Source organism: Hyphomicrobium sp. MC8b (assembly GCF_905067615.1).
Lineage (GTDB): Bacteria > Pseudomonadota > Alphaproteobacteria > Rhizobiales > Hyphomicrobiaceae > Hyphomicrobium_B.
This window is the reverse complement of record NZ_LR898465.1, coordinates 2,111,380-2,129,135: the sequence shown is the minus strand read 5'-3', so window position 1 is coordinate 2,129,135 and position 17,756 is coordinate 2,111,380. Positions and strand designations below refer to the sequence as shown.

The following is a 17,756-nucleotide window of genomic DNA, read 5'->3' as shown; positions in this document are numbered from 1 at the left end:
CGAATTATCCTGAATTAGTGTGCGACAGCAGCGGCGCCGTGCTCGTCGATGAGATGTCCCGTCGCGAAGCGATCGAGACTGAAAGCCCTGTTGAGCGGATGCGGATCATCTTTCGCAATCGTGTGTGCGAAGACGTTGCCGGAGCCTGGCGTAGCCTTGAAGCCGCCCGTGCCCCAACCGCAATTGAAGTATAGGCCCTTTACCTTCGTCTTGCTGATGATGGGACAGGCGTCCGGCGTCGTATCGACGATACCACCCCACTGCCTGTTCATCCGAACGCGCGAGAAAATCGGGAACATCTCGATGATCGCCGCCGCGGTGTGCTCGATGATGTGCGGACTGCCGCGCTGCGTATAACTTGTATAGGAATCGATGCCGGCGCCGATGACAAGCTCGCCCTTGTCGGACTGGCTTGCATATCCATGAACCGCATTCGACATGACGACCGTGTCGAGCACGGGCTTCATCGATTCCGATACGAACGCCTGCAGCGGGTGACTTTCGATCGGAAGTCGGATACCGGCCATTTTCGCCAGTACCGATGAATGGCCGGAAGCTACGCAGCCAACCCGTTCGGCTCGGATCGGACCGCGCGTCGTCTCAAGCCCCTGAATGCGGCCGTTGACAATATCCATGCCGACGACTTCGCAATTCTCGACGATGTCGACGCCATACTTGCTGGCCGCTCGCGCAAAGCCCCACGCCACCGCATCGTGGCGCGCGACGCCCGCGCGCGGTTGATAGCTCGCGCCAAGCACAGGGTAACGTGCGTTCTTCGACGTATTCAGGATCGGAATCATCCGCTTGACTTGCGCTGTGTCGAGCATTTGCGCATCAATGCCATTCAGGATGTTCGCATTCACGCGCCGCTCGATGTCGCGCATATCTTGCAGTGTATGCCCGAGATTGAAGACGCCGCGCTGGCTGAACATCACGTTGAAGTTCAGATCCTCGGTAAGACCTTCCCACAGCTTTAACGCATGCTCGTAGAGCATCGTCGCTTCGTCCCACAAATAGTTGGAACGAACGATCGTCGTATTGCGCGCCGTGTTACCACCACCGAGATATCCTTTCTCGATGACGGCGATGTCGCGAATGCCGTGTTCTTTCGCCAGATAGTAGGCCGTCGCAAGCCCGTGCCCACCGGCACCAACGATTATGACGTTATAAGAGGGCTTAGGGTCCGCGCTGCGCCAGGCCGGGTCCCAGCCCTCGTTGTGGCCCAGACCTTTCGCGAAAAGCGACCAGATCGAGTAGTCCTTCTTCATCGCAATTCCCCGACGATATGGCCCGGCGCGAACGTGGCGCGGCTTCTTCGGGCACGAACTGAGAGTTAGACGACCGCGCCGAATATCGGCCTTCCAGGGAAGACGCGAATTTTGCTAATTACGACATGTCGCAACGGCGACCTCGTTCACAGGTCCCCAGGCCGCCTAACACATTGAAACAGCTACATATCGCCTATGCGTTTTATGCTGCCCGCATCGCCGCGATAAGGGCCACAGTTGGCGCGATCGAAATGTCCGGCCGCCCTGCGAGTTCGAGGTCACAAAAGGCTTTCGTAACGACCTCATGCTCGGTCAGAAATCGTAAGGTCTTGGCATCTTCGGGAGCGCACAGCTGCTCAAGCTCACCATAGCGGGCAATGACCGGCACCAGTTCCTTGCTATAAAGCGCCATGAAGTCGGCCCAGTGCAGGCTGACGTACTTCTGCACATTATTGACGCCCCTCTGCCGGAAGACCTCGCTCTCGGCCGTATCCCCGCCGAGCTTCGCCACCAGATCGTGCATCTGGGCCTTGGTCACGACCTCAAGCTCGGCCAGCACCCGCCATTTTTCCGCCCGCTCCGGATCATCGAGAGCCTCGGCAATGCCGCGATAGAGCGCCTCGCCGTAGACTTCGCCCTGGTAGGCGCGCTCGACACGGCTCAGATAATCACCCGATGTGTCGACAGACATGACGACCTGCCCCTCGCCAAACAAATCAAGATCGAAGCCAAGGCTAGAGCTTGAGCGTGCCGGCCTCAAGACGCTTGGCTCGGCACGGCTAAGCTCTATGAGGAAAAAGAAGCCGGTATCATCCAGCGGGTGCCCTGCCGTATCGCCCCGCGCCGATAGCGTCGACGACGAAAGCGAGCACGCTGGCGCTGCAAGAACCGAGCTGTCCGGTCCTTGGTATGTCTCCAAGGGCTAATTTCATAGCCAAATTCATGACCAATTGTCCCTATTGGACATCCAAAGAGACATCTTTATTTGGCTATGAAAATTGAGCTAAATGCTTTCCGGCACACAACAATTTCAACCAAGTATCTTTTCGAACTGGACATCCAAAATACCCCTACGGCCTCCATCTTTATTCATCACCTCTATTCATCGCGCTTGCCCGACTGGCTCTGTGAATCGAGGGCATCTCGCCACTGGCTCACAAACGACTGCGGGTTTAGCGAAGCGATCTCCATGTTAAGGTTAATAGCCATCATTGCCGTCTTCGCCCGGCGCAGACGGGTGCTTGATACGGCTTTCCATTTTAACCACATAAGGGCCTGCCGCGACGGTGAGCATCTTGCGAATATGTGAAGCTAGACAGCAGATTCGCAAAGGAAGTAGCTGATGGCATCACCTCAACAACGCAAATCCTACAAAGCAAGCCGGCAAGGGCAACACGCTAGGTCGCGCCGAACGAAGCGGACAGATAAGGAAACAGCGATCGCAATTCTGAAGACGGATTTCCGTCAAAACAATTCAACGGCACCGCGGCGCAGCCTCAAACATTACGACCAATTCCACGATGAGATGATAGAGAGGCACGAGCCATATCTCCCTCTGCATTTCGACATGGTGAGACGTGCGACGCAATTAAGATACGGCTTGGAAAGAATGCACCGATTTAAGGATCAATTCTTTGCCTCGCTCGAAGAAGTAGCCGACGTGAACACTTCGGTTGATCCGGAGAGAAGACAGTGGTTCACAGACCTTCTCGAAATGATATTGCGAACCGATGGATTGAAAAAACTTTCGCAATACGAGGCTGACTTGTCGGAAGAAGTCCGGAAGAACAACAAGGAGCTTGAAGAACTCGCAGACTGGCAGCACCGCGAAGGATTTAAGCGCGGACAAATCGGCTATCAGTTCTCACAGCCATTAGGTTCGGACACACGCATTTGCTATGACGAACCTGCACCACGCGCCCCGCAAGACGCGCCACCGCCACAACTGAGTGCGAGGGAACAAGATGAAGCATCGCGGACCGATCTCGACCCCTCGAACGGTACAATCCTAACACCGATAACCGCATATAAGACACCAGAGTAGGCGCCTCGCTTTAGGAAACTGATAGTGGAGCGGGCTCCCGCGGCCTGCTCTATATCCCCGTCCCTGCTTCCTTACGCAAAGGAAGAACCTCGTCGACATCGCCGGCAGCGCCGCGTTCGTTGTTTCCGATCGCCCTGTTGTCGTTGTCGTTGTCGTTGTCATTGTCATTGTCATTGTCGACGCCTGCTCAAAAGCTGGCTGAAGCGCAACCTCGACAAACATCAAAGATGAGCTAAATCAACACATCAACAAACCGCACCGCATGCAAGGCGCATGTAACCTGAATGAAAAGCACGTTGCCACCCCTGAGCGCCTGACAGGACCTCATGGGCAAACCTTACAACTCGGCGACGAAACATTTAGAGCGAGTATCGCAACCCGATAGCGGCGAGCGGGGTCAAGCCCACCGCAAAAAGCCCGGCGGAGAGACTGAAACCATCAGCGCGCTTCAACGCGTTTGAAGCATCGCACGTCGTGGCAATTGCCGCCGCCGGAGCATGAACCCCAACTGTTGACGCAAGCAGAACCCTTTCAGGTTAGAAAGCTCGGTCGAGAAGAAATTACGAGTATGCAGTCTTGCGGGACAACAGACCCGGCACCCCATAGCGAGACACCATAATTTCTTCAGTAAATATTCGCTTTTTCAATGACTTAGGCCGCCAAAGCTCTACGATGATTTGCACCTATAACCTTCAAAGAGTGCACAATCGTGAGCAATAAAACTGAAATTGAAACCGACCTGATGGCCGCTCTCGCCGGTTCCGGTCTGATTGACGTCTCCCAGCATCTTCGCCGGATCGAGGATGAACATCCCCAGCAATTTCCTCTCGTCGCAAAGCTCCTTGGGATAGAGCGTCGCGATGCAGCCTATATGGCGCGGATCGCCCGCACCTTCAGAGAATTGGAGCTGGAAGAAGAGAGGATGCTCGCACTGGGGTGGCCGAAGCTTATCGTCCTCAGCGATTACATCGCCTTTTCAAACAAAGACGAACTGCTCGAGATGGCGGAACAAATGACGGCAAAAGACCTCGCAAGAAATCTTGCCCTGCAACCCGCTGGCACAAGACCTCTGGTCTTATATTTGTCCGATGAACAGTACAGGCGCCTGGAAAAAGTCGTTTTGGCCCACGGCGCGGTGCGCAGTAGGCGATCTCAATACAGCCTCTCAGGCAAGGAAGAAGCCCTTCTGAGGGCCCTGTCCCCAGAAGCCGACTAGCGGCGCGCGAAGATCCGAGGCGAGTTCGGCACTGCCAATGCAGCGTCGTGTAAAAAGCGAGAGTACAGCCAGCTCTATGTTGGTCAGCCGAACAACTGACGATCACAAATATCAATGGAAGGTAGGACTAAATAATCTGCGTAGAGAGTAATTCGACATGGCATTTAGCGACGAACAAACACGGCTTCTCAAGGCAAAATTGAAACGGCGTCACGTCAAAACGCGAACCGTGGACGGCGAACGCCTTTCCTATCTCGAAGGATGGCATGTCATTGCCGAAGCCAATCGCATCTTTGGCTTCGCACACTGGGATCGCCAGACGCTTGCTCCGCACTGTCACTGGACGCTCCAGCGATCCGGACAAACCGTTTGTCTCTATTCGACTCGCGTCCGCGTCACAGTCAGGAGCGGCGATACCGTGACGATCCGCGATGGCTTTGGAACCGGGCTCGGACGATCAGCGCAGCCGGAAATCGCCCACGATGTGGCGATCAAGTCGGCCGAAACAGATGCGACGAAGCGGGCTCTGGCGACCTTCGGCAATTCCTTTGGGCTAGCACTCTACGATCCTGAGCAAACGCACGTCACGAGAAGCAAGACGCGTTGGCGAAAAGGCACCAAGCCCGAACTCGTCGTCGTCAGTCTGAGCGGCAAAGAGTGCAGCTTTACTGATCCCTTAGCGTTCAGCCAGGAAGTCCTTCGCCAAGCGGAGGAAGTGGCCACCATAGACGATCTGTATACCTTGTGGGCCCTTAATGCCGCCACGATGAAAGTGCTCGCTGCCGATCCTCATGGAGGCGAGCTTAATCAGAGAATTATCAGCACCCTGAAAGATCGTGCCCGCCGCCTAACGACAGACAAGCTTCAATCGAGTCCGGTCGCCGATGAGAGACATCCAATCTCAGATGGGCGTCCTTCCGACACCTTTCTTCTGCCAAAAGAAAAGCGGATCCGCGATCGCCAGCACCTAGCATTTGTGGCAACCCAGCCTTGTCTGATCTGCGGTCGACGCCCAGCGCAGGCGCATCACTTGCGCTTTGCTCAATCGCGAGCGATGTCACTGAAAGTCTCTGATGAGTTTACGGTGCCGCTTTGCGTTACCCACCACGATCAATTGCACAGAAGCGGCGATGAACCGGCCTATTGGCATAGCCAAGAAATTTCAAATCCGCTGGAACATGCGGCCAAATACTGGGCACTATCGCATCAACAGAACAAGCCGTCGCCCAGTCAAGTTTTCAATCCTGACACGGAAGAAGAGTTCAATGAACCACCGCTTCGAAAACCAGCCACCAAAATCAGGGAATGAGCAGCAGCTTGCATTGGTTCACCCGACCTTGACACCGGCTCGGAGAGCCGCAGTGCGGCGCACGCTCACAACTGCCGCAGTGAGCAGAACGGTGATTCTGTCGAACCGCGATCCGTTGCCGGATGAAGCCGGTCGCAGCGAATTGTCTTTGCCTCTCCGTAAAAGAAGCGATGCATGGGACGTAGATAATACCCTCAGGATATGAGCATTCAACCGACTATCGCGGCCACCTCCCGGTGGGAGCCGGACAGATCCCGATTAGCGTCGCGAATAAGATAGGGAATCGGACGACGACGGCTTGCAGAAAGCGGTCACACACGCTTACGAAAAGAAAATTCTTCGTGGCCGAAGGCTTATGGCGGTAAAGCTCCTCATCGATCGCCGACGGCAGTACGGCAGGCGCTTCCCATCAAAATACCCGAAGCGTCAAACGGCCCTGACCATTCTTGGAACGAACCAATTACCTCAGTTTGTGACGATGCTGCAGAAAGAAAGCGCGCCTGGGTCCGCAACTCCCATAAATCGGGGCACTCTGATGGCGGGGAAAGACATTCTGGTGTCGGGGATAGGATTTGGGGAACGGCCTGATAGCTTCGTTTTGACGGCATTCGTGGATCTCGTGAACGAAGAACGAGGAGTTACCATTCCCCTTTCCCTTTCCCTTTCCCTTTCGGCGGCGAGGTCAAAGACGCGGTCGAACGGATGGCAAAGTAGCTGGAAGCGGAAGGCCGGAGGCTGAAGACCGGATGCCATCAGGCTACGAACAATCCCCCGACTACGGCGGCCGACCACCGATTGATCCAAAGCGGACATGGATAGCGCTCGCCGCAGTTGCTCTCGGCTTGGCTTTGGCTTGGCTTCTCCATTAACATGGAGCGGCACCAATCCACACTCAAAAGTTGTTTCTTTATTGAGTTTATCGCAATGGCTGTATAGTCTCGGCGCAATCAGCAGACGCGGGCGCGAGGATGACGGCACATCAATCCAAGTATGTTGTGGCAATGTATGATCCGGCGAGCCCTTACGCACTGGGCATCGCCGGACTCGTCTCAAAGGATAGCGGGCAGATTGTTATTGCGTCCACAAGCGACCGCTTAGCAATTGACAAAAGCCTTTATCGCGGATGCGCGAACGTCTGCTGTCTTAAAGCACCAGGAAATACTCCTCAGACGCAAAGGGAATATTTCAAAAAAATAGGAAAAAGGTTCGGCAGCATTGATGCGCTTATAATTGAAGCGGTACCCTCTCATTCCGCGGCAATTGGAATAGACGAGACCATTCGGACCGCTTTAAAAAAAATGCTCGACGCACTGACGGCCATGCTTCCGTTTGCGGCCAGCAAAATCCAAATGATCGTAATAGGTCCTGACTACCTCTTTCCTATCGCACAAGCCGTACTGAAAATTTGGCTGCGAATCGAGAGAGCTAGGACCGGGGTGAGCCTGGCGCTTCTCCAACTCACAGTGGTCTTCTCCTCAAAGAGTGCTGACGAGCCCGACAACATCGCAACGACATTGATCCAAATCAACGACGCCGCAAGAGCCGGTAGCAAAATTGCTCCCGCTCAGAGTTGCGGTTGCGGTGAGATGTCCAAGGGCCGGCAGCCTCAGCGCGATTTTCAGTTGATCACTTTATGAGCGGCGAGGGGAACGCCCACAGACGCGTATCGGCTCATCAAGCACGCCGAGCAGCTTTAACGTGCAGTCAATTCTTCTTTTATGGGCGATAAGTTTTCTGGCGACGGCCAACCGCAAATCGACATCTAAGAATGCATGCTCATGGCTAGAGAAGGCGGCCAACTCCTCGCATATCTCTAGCAGTCTCAAAGGATTACTGGGCAAATGCTATCCTCCCACAAAGGCGTCGCGAACATTCTCTCACGAGTGCGGACAGCGGGGATAAGTTTTTCGCGATTGTCCGGAGCGGGAACGGTTGCCGATATATCGCGTAGCCCTTCTGGAGTTATATCTGATGAGCCCGTGCCGATGGATGACCGACACCGCGACGAGCGCGAGAAGACCAATCAACCCCTATTCGACGCATTCGATGCGCTGCTGGAAAGTTTAGCAAATGCGCAAGAGCGCAGTGACGTCGAGATGTACGAACGGAAGAAAGCGCTATTGAAAGCGTTAGCGCACATCATCGACGACCGCGCACGACGAACCGTCAAGGACCTCTAGGATATCGGCCATACTGACATCGAGCTTTTTGGCAATTCGAAATAGCTCGGCCGCGCGAAATCTTCGTGCGCCGGCCTCTGCGTCTTCGTAATCCTCCACCGACAGCATCGCCGATTGCGCGAGTTCGGATAGCGAAAGATTTCGAACGCCACGAATAGATTTCAGGCGACTGCCCACTAATCGATCAACATGCGTCGTGTTCATATCGCCCCCGTCGCCCACAATTTCGCTAAGACAACAATACTCCTGGGGCAAATTTTGGTTGCACCAATGCTGAAATAAAATCACAGATGGTCTAGGCGAAACTAGCCAGTTGGACTATGCTTAACGGGAGTGGAATGAGTTTGTCGCGAAATTCGTTTTCATGGACCGGAATAGTCAAGCGAATTGAATTTTGGCATGCGCCAATGCGGGGAGTTGAGTGGCGTTATGGGGCAGATAATTGAGCAAAAGGAAAAGGACGAGGTTTTGACTTCGCTCCTTTCAGTTCTCGACACATTAATGAAAGCTCTGGACGTTGCGTGGGAAAAACGCAACCAAATGCAGCGAGATCGGCTTTCTCTATTGATCTCTCAGACTGCGGAGACAATAGACGCCTTGTCCGTGCGCCATAAATCCTTAGCGCACTAGCGTTCAAGCGCTGAGACGATGTCGGCAAGCCCGACGCCGAGGGCTTGCGAAATGGCAAATAGCTCAACCGCATTAAACCGGCGCTCGCCTGCTTCACTTCGCGAATAGTCCGCAAGCGTCATGTCTGCGGCGTTCGCGAGGTCGTCTTGCGTTTTTCCGTTGGATATGCGGATTGCGCGAATGCGATTTCCGATGGCTTGATCGATTTCTATATTTCTTTTGCGTTGATCGATCATTTTTCACACTTACGGCGACAGGAAACCAAGACGCCTCAGATTTAGGCGTCGCGAACTCGGAATAGGACGATAGTCATTGACGTTGCACGTTTGGCCAGCCGCCGCAGGCAAACGAATGTTTGTCGTGAATGAAAGATTATTAATAGGAAATTTGATGTCAGATACAGGGCATAATTGAAGCACTCAAGGCACAATTTCGGTTTGGCATGCCTTTCCCTGCCTCTTTAGTCTGATCAATGTCACTGCACCATCGCGAACAACGTTTTCCTGCCGCGTTCCCTTTGCATTATGCGGCAAGCGTCCGGAAACCCTAGGGGTACCCCTGCTAGGGATCACGGCCTATGTACATTTTGTGGTTGACTTGGTGAATCTGGTTCGCGCGTAAGCGCTCAATCTCATGGATCGCCTCGGGGAACGAGATTGCGCAAAGTGAGCAGATCAACGAACCCCGTCTCTGACATTTCCGGAAAGAACTTGACGCGCTGAAAGGCGGCCTGAAGCCCCTGAAGCAAATCTTCGCTCATGGACCAGTCTACGATGCGCTGGCCTTCCCGGTCCCCACTATTGGGTTAGCAGATGCCGTGATGAGATCTGCAGACTAACCGGACATGCTGAACTAATGCGCGGCAGAAGCCTCTAGCGGCAGGCGCTCGAGCACTTGCTCAATTTCGGATTTCAAAGCTGAGAGGGTCCGATGGATCACTAAAATGTCTTGTGGGTCCAGTCCTAAAAGGCCGACGTCAGATGACTCATCAATAGCGCGGCAAAGACTTAAAATCCGGAGCGCATCGGCAGCCATAGGTTTCCCTCGTCATGGGACACAAACGGGAGAGACCTTTACACGGACAGTCTTAAAAAGGCGTTCGCTTGGAACGCAGCATCTGATCAGGCGGAACTCGAAAGAACACTGACAGCGAGCTAATAGTTGAGGTTATTGGGATGATGCCTCACCGTCGCAGGAATACCGCCAAGGCGATTTTATCCCAAGACGACGATCAAAACACGCGACCATTGTCGGGATTAATCGCTCCGTTTGACGGAGACCAGCAACGATAACGTGTTTACCAACTGGGCTTGTCACTCGGGTCACGATATGGGTGCAGCCCGATTTTGACTCACGGATACCAGTTTGAACTGATCAGCCTTCCCTGGTTGCCCAGGTCAAATATCGGCGGAAACTGGCGTGTCCGCCGAACGGATAGCATTCACGGCGCATCACGCGCAAAGAGCCAGTTCGACCTTTTCGGAGTCTCCCGATCGCTTGGCGCCGTAAATTGGAGCACGTTCCCACATCTCTAAATAGTGTGCAGGCGCGGGTGCGATACCTTCGAACGGCTTTTGCGACAACCCGCGAATATCTCGATACCTAGAGCGCAACTACCAAGAAAATGCACGCTGAGTTCCGTCGACTGATTGATTCCGGTCAGGGAGCCGCCCGAGGCATCAATTTTCAGATTCGAAGTCCGTCTGATTGACGAGAATCGCCACGCACGTACGATTAGGGAGCTAGGGCTTCTGAAGAACGGCTGTAACGTGACGCTTAACGGTGTTGAGCGAACAAGACAGATCTTGCGCGATCTCAACATTGCTTTTTCCCATTCCGATAAGCTTCAGGACGTCACGCTGGCGTGCGGTCAGACTTTCGATGCCGTCATAATGAATCTTCGATCTGCGTGACTTCGGTTCCTCCGCATCAAGCCGCACAAACGTTGTTGCCATCACTTTTTGCACAAGATCCATGCTCAGCTTTTCTGGTTCAGCTTTCTGCGCTCCAGAGTTCGTCACCCAAGCCGATATATCCGTGTGGACGAACAACGCGCCGCTTTCTTTAGAATCGGAAAGAGGCACGCCCACAACCGCAAACCAAACATCAAGGCCCAGAGTCGGCGGCGGCATTACGGCCGACAGAAGCGGACGCTCTCGGTTGAGCAACTCCTTGATCGCCGGACGATAACGTGACGCGCATTCCTGCGTGTACGCCCGGCCGATTATCCTAGGATCGAGGGGCCTCGGCCCACAATGCTGAGCTCGTATGTCCATGATTTCGCCTACTGCGCTGACCAGTACGGCATAGGTCGGAAGATCGACAGACTTAGGATCTCGTGTTTTCATGGAATCGAGCGTGGCCAGAATCGGATGGGACTAGGCAGTTAGCACCACAAACTTCTATGCACTCCAGCATGCGATGGCATCAGCTATTGAAATACCTCCACAGAGGAACGCCAGAGAAACGCCCGTGCAAGGCGCCATCTATCTATCGGCGGCATCCGCGACATGGTTCGTTATCTGCCTCTGAGAGAAAGAGGAAATAGTTCTCGGTAAAGAGCACCCCTGCAAGAAGCCGCGAAGCTGATGGTAGGCCATACGGAGCAACCGCCCGCTCGGGGTAACAGCACACAAAAATGCACTTCGTGGTGTTGATGGCTTTGCAAGTGATCGGGATCTCTCCGTCCGGCTTGCTCCGACACGGGTCGCGGTGGATCGCGCGGATCCTTCTTGAAGCAGACGGCATATTTGCCGCGCTTGTTATGGCAGTGGCGGTAGGTTCGTGTATCAACCAAGACTAAAAAGCGTTCCGGTTGCGGCCTCGTGATCCAACCGACTCCCGTCTGAGGCGCGGTTGCAAGCAGCGTGCTCGATAGAACGACGCCTGTGAAGAGAGACAACATGGGTGCCTCCATAAAGCTCAATTTTGATTTTGTCTGAATTGCGGATGGCCAGCGGGGGTCATGCCAGCCATCCGCGCGGTCACTTGGCCTTCTCGACCACCATGACCGTGATCTGTCCGTTGATCTTGTCAGCTCTGAACTTGATCTTGTCGCCCGGCTTCACCGTTTTCAGCATCGCTGGATCATTCGCTTTAAAAACCATCGTCATGGCGCCCATATCGAGATTGGTGATCGCCTGATGCTTGATCGTCATCTTGCCGGCAGCTGCGTCGATCTTTTTCACCACGCCGTTGATGATCGGCAGGGACTTGGCATCTTCCGCGCTCGCCGCAACGGATATCAAAGAGGCGACCACACTAGAGATAAGAAGCGCTTTCGATCTTTTCATCGTACAAACTCCAGTTCACAGTTGATGTTGAGTTGTTCGCCCCATTCGGTCGGTGTCATTTGACGACGGCCTTCCCGTGCATCCCAGCTTCGTAATGGCCGGGGATTAGACAGGCGAACTCGAATTCACCCGGCTTCGAAAATCGCCAGAGCATAATAGCGTCCTTTCCGGGCTGGACGGTCTGTACATTCGGATCGTCGTGCTCCATCTCGGGATTTTTCTGCATTTCAATGCGGTGGTTCGCGTTCTGCTCCACCGATGCCAGATGGAACTCGTGCTTCAGCGAACCGCCATTGTGAATGACGAACTTCACTTGCTCTCCGAGCTTCACGTCGACTTCGGCCGGCTCATAAAGCATCGCCCCGTCCTTCTCGGAGATGGTGATCTCCTGCACGCGGAAGGGCTTGCTGGGGTCGCCGGCTTCTCCAGCGGCGAAATCATCGTCATCTGCTGCCTCATGCGCATCTGCATAAGATATGAGTTGCGGCATCGTGCCGATTTGCGTCACGCAGCTGAAAGCGATCACCGCCGCGAACAATTGTGCCTTAAGAAGCATGAATGGTACGTCTCCTCGATTTTTCTGATCAGTGATTCATCGATCCCTTGGGCTTGATGACGCGAAGTTCCGTGTCGTTGGGCTTGACGCGGGCGGGCGCAGCCTCCTCAGCATCGGCGAGATTGCCGTTCCAGGGTCTGGCGACTGTGCCCTCAGGATGCTTGAACCAGCCCGGGTCCTTGTAATCGTTCCGGTCCAGGCCTTCCCTGATCTTCACGACTGTGAACATGCCGCCCATTTCTATTGGGCCGTATTGGCCGAAGCCCGTCATCATAGGCAGGGTGTTGTCAGGCAGCGGCATCTCCATCTCGGCCATATCGGCACCGCCGGCTTGGCCCATTGGCATGAAGCCATCCGGCACCACCTTGGATATCTTCGGACTCATGCTTTTGAGATCGACGCCAATGTAGGTGTTAACTTCGTGCCCCATCGCGTTCATCGCGTGGTGCGTCTTGTGGCAGTGGAAGGCCCAATCGCCGGGGTTGTCCGCAACCACGTCAAAGGCGCGCACCGCGCCAACAGGCACGTCAACCGTGGTCTCGGGCCATTGCGCGCTCTCCGGCACCCATCCACCATCGGTGCAGGTGACCGCGAAGTGATGGCCGTGCAGATGGATGGGATGGTTGGTCATGGTGAGATTGCCCATGCGCACGCGAACGCGGTCGCCAAGGCGCACGGGAAGCACGTCGATACCGGGAAAGACGCGGCTGTTCCACGTCCACATGTTGAAGTCGAGCATCTCGTTGACTTTTGGGAGGTAGGCCCCGGCGTCGACGCGGTACGCGCTCATGATGAAGACAAAATCACGATCAACCGGCCGGTACGCTCGGTCTTTGGGATGGACGACGAACATGCCCATCATTCCCATCGCCATTTGCACCATCTCGTCGGAGTGCGGATGGTACATGAAGGTGCCGCTGGCATTGAGCTGGAACTCGTAGACGAAAGTTTTTCCGGGCGGGATGTGCGGCTGAGTGAGCCCCCCGACTCCGTCCATGCCGTTGGGAATGATCATGCCGTGCCAGTGGACAGTCGTGTGCTCGGGAAGTTTGTTGGTGACGAAGATGCGGACCTTGTCGCCCTCAACCACCTCGATCGTGGGGCCTGGCGCTTGGCCGTTATATCCCCAGAGGTGGACCTTCATGCCGGGTGCAAACTCTCGCACCACCGGCTCGGCGACGAGATGGAACTCCTTCCAATCTCCGTTCTGCCGCCAGGGCAACGTCCAGCCATTGAGGGTAACCACCGGCTGATAATCAGGACCGCTCGACGGATGGAGCGGCGGTTGCATCAGTGGCGAAGCCTGAATAGGCGCTTCCGGAATTGACGCGGCGGCAACGCGGCCGGTCACTTGTGTTACGCTCGCTAGCGCGAGCCCGGAGGTGGCGAGAAAATTACGACGCGTGACGCTCATGACGGCATGTCCTCGTTAATCGGATTGAGATGAAACTTGCTGCGCCTCGACGGGACTGGCACCGAGCCCCCCTCCGCCGATCATCGCTACATGGAGGTCAACGTCGGCGAGCCAGAAATCGCGTTTGGCATCGATCGCCTGCATATTCGCGGAGATCCGTGCGCGGGCGTCGGTAAGAAGCCCGAACAAGTCCGAGAGCATGCCGTTGTAGTTAAGCAGCGTCTGCTCCGAGATTGTCTCGCGGAGGGGCAGGATCGTTTTCTGGTAGTAGCGTGCGATATCATAAGATCCGCGATATGCCTGATAGGCTTGCCTGGCGTCCGCGCGCACGTTGACTGCCTTGGCAACCAGCATGTTCACTGCATGGAGATAAGTCTCTTCCGCGCGTTTGACCTTTACCTCGCCAAAATCGTAAATCGGGATCTGGAAGCTGAGTTCGTAACCGCTTCGCGGCGTCCGCTCACCCGGTTTGATTTCATTGCGGTCGACACCGCTGGCCTCGAGAACATCGACGAAACGCGTTGCGCGCGTGAGACCGTAATCCTTTGCGAGCGCCACCAGATTCATGCGCGCAATTTGCAGATCAATACGCGACGCCACCGCCTCAGTCTCAATCTCCGGAGCTGTGCGCGGTCTGGCAGGCAACGCCGGGAGCTTCTGAGGAAGCCGATACGCAAGTGTGCTGCCCCAAAGACCAAGTACTCTATTGAGTTTCTCACGCTCGCTACGCTGTCTCAGCCGCGCGACGGCTAGCTGGCCACTAACCTCAGCGTAAAAGGCATGTTCGCGAGCCTGTTCGAGTTTCGGCATCGCGCCGGTTTCGCCGAGTTTCTTTGCGAGTTCAGAGCTGGCATCCGCAGATGCGCGTGATTGCTCTAGGAACCTTACTGTCTGCGCGGCCGCCAGCGCGCGGTAATAAGCGCGGCGTGCCTCGGCAGCAGTTTGAAGCGTCGCCTCAACCGCCTTCAACTGTGCAACTTTGAACCTATCTTCCGCGATCTGTCGCCTACGCGGTAACGTCAACAGCGCGAGGATATTTTGTGTGACCTGCCGCTCGATCTCCAGCTCTGCGCCGGTCAAGTGTACGAAGGAAAACGACGGTGCCGGAGGAAGACTAGCTTCAATCATCTCCGCCTCTGAGACGCCGAGGTCGTTGTAAGCCGCCTGCAGCGTGCGGTTATTGAGCAAAGCCACCTCTACGGCCGCTTTGGCCGATAACGGCGCCGACAAAAGCGATTTGACCCGCGCCTGCGCAGCGGCGGCTTCCGCTTCATTTCTGATTTTTACCGCCGGCGTGCCGAGCACGCTGCCAGTTTGGTCTGCGACGAGTGTCATCCCGCCATCCTTCGAAAAATGCGCGCATCCCGCGAGCAGCAGCCCTGAGATCCCGGCCAAGACACGAGTGCAGGTGCGTCTGCACGTGCGCGTGTGCCAATCATTCCCCCAAATCATTCATCCCCTCATCGCGCATTCCGGCGCGGCTAGTTTCCCTTTTGACTAGGCTTCGATTGCTGAGGGGCCACGCGCTTGTTCGCGTCTCCCCATGGCATCGGTTCGACCGGCACATAGACCTTGGTTCCCGCGCCCACATTGCTGTAATGGGCGGACGGAACGCGTGCGGGGCGGTCCGGCATTGGCCCGCTTACTGGCCATGGCGGCGGTGGTTCACCCCAAGCGGACATTGTTAAGACAACAGACGTGGCGACGAAGACGCGCACAAGCATCGGTACCTCGCGGAAGAGAGGTCTGACGACGACGAACCAATAGGTTCGACGATGACGCGTCAGACCGATTGTGTTTTTTCGCTGAAAAATTCGCGTAGCGCTAAATCATGCCGCCACGACCGGCCTTTGCTAGGCCGCGCGCAAAAAGGCGCAATTAGACTCTGGGGGGCCTTTCGAGACCGAATTTACGGTCAAGACTCGCGATCCCGCCGAGAAATGCTCGGACCTTCGCTCCAGCGTCAGTTAAATCATGCGCAGCGACTGACGCGCTGTTGAGGGCGGATGGCGTGCCACACGAGGAGCTGCAGTGCGACATCCCCTGGCAGCAGCACGGACCATTGCAATCGGACATCGGAGCCCCGACATTCGAAGCTTCGATCACTGTTTCACCAGCTAGCTTTGTTTGCGTCGCTTGGTGCAAGGACCTAGCGGCGGAACTTGGCGACGAGCGCTGCCCGACATGAGTCACACCGCCATGCGCGCTAGCAACGGACGACCAACCGACAACGGTTAGTGCGATCACCGCCAGCATTTTAAGTAAAGCGCGCATGCTTCCAACTTATTACCAGTTCGATTCTGAACCTAAGAAATATTCCCTGGCGGTGCAAGTTAATCGCAATTCATGTGGCCATGGGCTCCCGGAATGTGGCCGCAGCACCACGAGCTTTGAATGCAACTGCGCTCGCGACGGCGCATTCGCGGTCGGCGATGATTTAGAAACCCTCGCGACGGTTCGAACGCTCAAATCCGCGGCATACTGATGATCCCTTACCCATGGGGTCACCGCGCCGACTTGCACTTCGATGTCGTCATGAGCGGTCATAGGGCCCCAAGAGCAATCATGGACATCACCCGTTTTGCACAAACCTTCGACGCGAATTCCGCTCGACGCAGGCAGAACTCAAATGTCTTCCCGGTCAAAACTGCTTTTGGCCCGTTGCAGACATCAGGGTTCGCCGTGGCACCTGACCGGTGGAGTCAGCAGTGCCGAGAAAGCGGACAATCGCCGATCATCGCTATGCGCGATAAACGCCATCGTAGCAATGTCTGCAATTCATTCGCAAACCGACATTTCAGGCCGACTGACTAAGCCAGAATCGCTCGTTCGCGAGGGGCAAGGTCGACTGTAAATTTGCCAACGTCGGCGTACTGTTTAAGGTTCGCTGTCAGTCTTCCCCCGCGTTGCACGGTAGCGGCCGGGCGCCAAGCCGTAGTGCCTTTGAAAGAGTTTCGAGAACGCAGCGCTCGTCTCGTAGCCAACGCGACTCGCGATTTTCGCAATAGCTTCATCGCTTGTTTCTAGCAGAAATGCAGCCTCTGCCATCCGGCGCGCGATCAGATAGCGCTGCATCGGCTGGCCAACCAGGCTTGTGAAGCGCGCAGAGAATGCTGAGCGGCCAAGGCCAACCCGATTTCCTAGTTCTTGAAGCGTCCAGGGCCTCTGTGGCTGTTCGTGAATTAACTGCAGCGCAGGTCCGATATGCGGATCACCCATCGCTCCAAGCCATCCACCTTCTCCCGGACGAAGCGATGTAATCCAGCTGCGCAACACTTCGACAAACAGCACCTCCGTCAATCGGGAAAGCGCAATGTCCTGTCCCGGTCGCATTAACGCCGACTCGGAGACCATGCGCTTCAGGATCGCATCGAGTCCCTCACCATTGGTTGGCGGTCTCAGCAAAAGAATAGAAGGAAGGAATTCAAGAACGCTGCTGCGCAAAGGTTGCGATACCGTGAAATTGCCGCAGATCATTGTCGCTGTCGGCTCGGAATTGCCGCCGTGTCGCACGAGACCGAGACGTCCTACTGGTCGCTCGAGGTTGATGAGTGGGAACGGCTTTTCACGACGATCAGAATAGAGCAGGTGTTGTTGGCCGTGCGTGACGACGACAAAGTCACCCGCACTCAAATGCAATTCTTCACCCTGATTAACGGACAGAATGGCCGTGCCTCGACTGAGGTAATGGAAGCGCGCATAGGGGCGTTTGGAGACTGCCAAGCTCCAGGGATGCCCGAGCTCAAAGTGGTAGAGCAGCGTTCCCCCGAAACGGACACGATCAAGAACGTCAGCGAGCACATCCATACGTGGCACTCTAAGCCACTGGACGATCGGACACAATAT

Annotated in this window: 16 protein-coding genes; 5 read left to right on the top strand and 11 right to left on the bottom strand. The window is 55.5% G+C overall.

Features of this window, described 5'->3' with window-relative positions; genetic code table 11:
• Nucleotides 1-14: 14 nt before the first annotated feature.
• Together ACLB1Z_RS10265 and ACLB1Z_RS10260 are read right to left on the bottom strand one after the other, a co-directional pair.
• Complete coding sequence (locus ACLB1Z_RS10265) at nucleotides 15-1,268, bottom strand: sarcosine oxidase subunit beta family protein (protein ID WP_409563211.1); 1,254 nt, start codon at nucleotides 1,266-1,268, stop codon at nucleotides 15-17.
• Between the two features lie 202 nt (nucleotides 1,269-1,470).
• Nucleotides 1,471-1,959, bottom strand: coding sequence for a hypothetical protein (locus ACLB1Z_RS10260; RefSeq protein WP_024275811.1), 489 nt, complete (start codon nucleotides 1,957-1,959; stop codon nucleotides 1,471-1,473).
• A 651-nt stretch (nucleotides 1,960-2,610) separates the two neighbouring features.
• Between ACLB1Z_RS10260 and ACLB1Z_RS10255 the strand changes: the two genes are divergently transcribed.
• The 5 genes from ACLB1Z_RS10255 to ACLB1Z_RS10235 all read left to right on the top strand — a co-directional run bounded on the left by ACLB1Z_RS10255 (nucleotide 2,611) and on the right by ACLB1Z_RS10235 (nucleotide 8,017).
• Nucleotides 2,611-3,312, top strand: a complete 702-nt coding sequence (locus ACLB1Z_RS10255) for a hypothetical protein (protein WP_409563210.1) — start codon at nucleotides 2,611-2,613, stop codon at nucleotides 3,310-3,312.
• 709 nt (nucleotides 3,313-4,021) lie between these two features.
• Nucleotides 4,022-4,528: a hypothetical protein gene (locus ACLB1Z_RS10250; protein WP_409563209.1), complete on the top strand. Its 507-nt coding sequence runs from the start codon at nucleotides 4,022-4,024 to the stop codon at nucleotides 4,526-4,528.
• 157 nt (nucleotides 4,529-4,685) lie between these two features.
• On the top strand, nucleotides 4,686-5,837 hold the full coding sequence (locus ACLB1Z_RS10245; protein ID WP_409563208.1) for an RAD52 family DNA repair protein: 1,152 nt from the start codon (nucleotides 4,686-4,688) through the stop codon (nucleotides 5,835-5,837).
• A 968-nt stretch (nucleotides 5,838-6,805) separates the two neighbouring features.
• Nucleotides 6,806-7,474, top strand: a complete 669-nt coding sequence (locus ACLB1Z_RS10240; protein ID WP_409563207.1) for a hypothetical protein — start codon at nucleotides 6,806-6,808, stop codon at nucleotides 7,472-7,474.
• 348 nt (nucleotides 7,475-7,822) lie between these two features.
• On the top strand, nucleotides 7,823-8,017 hold the full coding sequence (locus ACLB1Z_RS10235) for a hypothetical protein (protein ID WP_409563206.1): 195 nt from the start codon (nucleotides 7,823-7,825) through the stop codon (nucleotides 8,015-8,017).
• 626 nt (nucleotides 8,018-8,643) lie between these two features.
• Here the strand turns inward: ACLB1Z_RS10235 and ACLB1Z_RS10230 are convergent.
• From ACLB1Z_RS10230 to ACLB1Z_RS10190, 9 genes are all read right to left on the bottom strand, one after another.
• Complete coding sequence (locus tag ACLB1Z_RS10230; protein ID WP_013947471.1) at nucleotides 8,644-8,883, bottom strand: helix-turn-helix domain-containing protein; 240 nt, start codon at nucleotides 8,881-8,883, stop codon at nucleotides 8,644-8,646.
• Nucleotides 8,884-9,278: 395 nt separating this feature from the next.
• A complete protein-coding gene (locus ACLB1Z_RS10225; RefSeq protein ID WP_409563205.1) occupies nucleotides 9,279-9,407 on the bottom strand; it encodes a hypothetical protein in 129 nt (42 codons plus the stop codon).
• 92 nt (nucleotides 9,408-9,499) lie between these two features.
• Nucleotides 9,500-9,682, bottom strand: coding sequence for a hypothetical protein (locus ACLB1Z_RS10220; RefSeq protein WP_409563204.1), 183 nt, complete (start codon nucleotides 9,680-9,682; stop codon nucleotides 9,500-9,502).
• A gap of 707 nt (nucleotides 9,683-10,389) precedes the next feature.
• A complete protein-coding gene (locus ACLB1Z_RS10215; RefSeq protein ID WP_409563203.1) occupies nucleotides 10,390-10,995 on the bottom strand; it encodes a helix-turn-helix transcriptional regulator in 606 nt (201 codons plus the stop codon).
• A gap of 636 nt (nucleotides 10,996-11,631) precedes the next feature.
• On the bottom strand, nucleotides 11,632-11,940 hold the full coding sequence (locus ACLB1Z_RS10210) for a copper-binding protein (protein WP_409563202.1): 309 nt from the start codon (nucleotides 11,938-11,940) through the stop codon (nucleotides 11,632-11,634).
• Between the two features lie 55 nt (nucleotides 11,941-11,995).
• A complete protein-coding gene (locus ACLB1Z_RS10205; RefSeq protein ID WP_024275801.1) occupies nucleotides 11,996-12,496 on the bottom strand; it encodes a plastocyanin/azurin family copper-binding protein in 501 nt (166 codons plus the stop codon).
• Between the two features lie 28 nt (nucleotides 12,497-12,524).
• On the bottom strand, nucleotides 12,525-13,910 hold the full coding sequence (locus ACLB1Z_RS10200) for a multicopper oxidase family protein (protein ID WP_409563201.1): 1,386 nt from the start codon (nucleotides 13,908-13,910) through the stop codon (nucleotides 12,525-12,527).
• 15 nt (nucleotides 13,911-13,925) lie between these two features.
• Nucleotides 13,926-15,245, bottom strand: a complete 1,320-nt coding sequence (locus ACLB1Z_RS10195; RefSeq protein ID WP_409563200.1) for a TolC family protein — start codon at nucleotides 15,243-15,245, stop codon at nucleotides 13,926-13,928.
• Between the two features lie 1,542 nt (nucleotides 15,246-16,787).
• Nucleotides 16,788-17,717 (bottom strand): cupin domain-containing protein, encoded by a 930-nt coding sequence (locus ACLB1Z_RS10190; protein ID WP_409563199.1) that lies wholly within the window; start codon nucleotides 17,715-17,717, stop codon nucleotides 16,788-16,790.
• Between the last annotated feature and the right edge of the window lie 39 nt (nucleotides 17,718-17,756).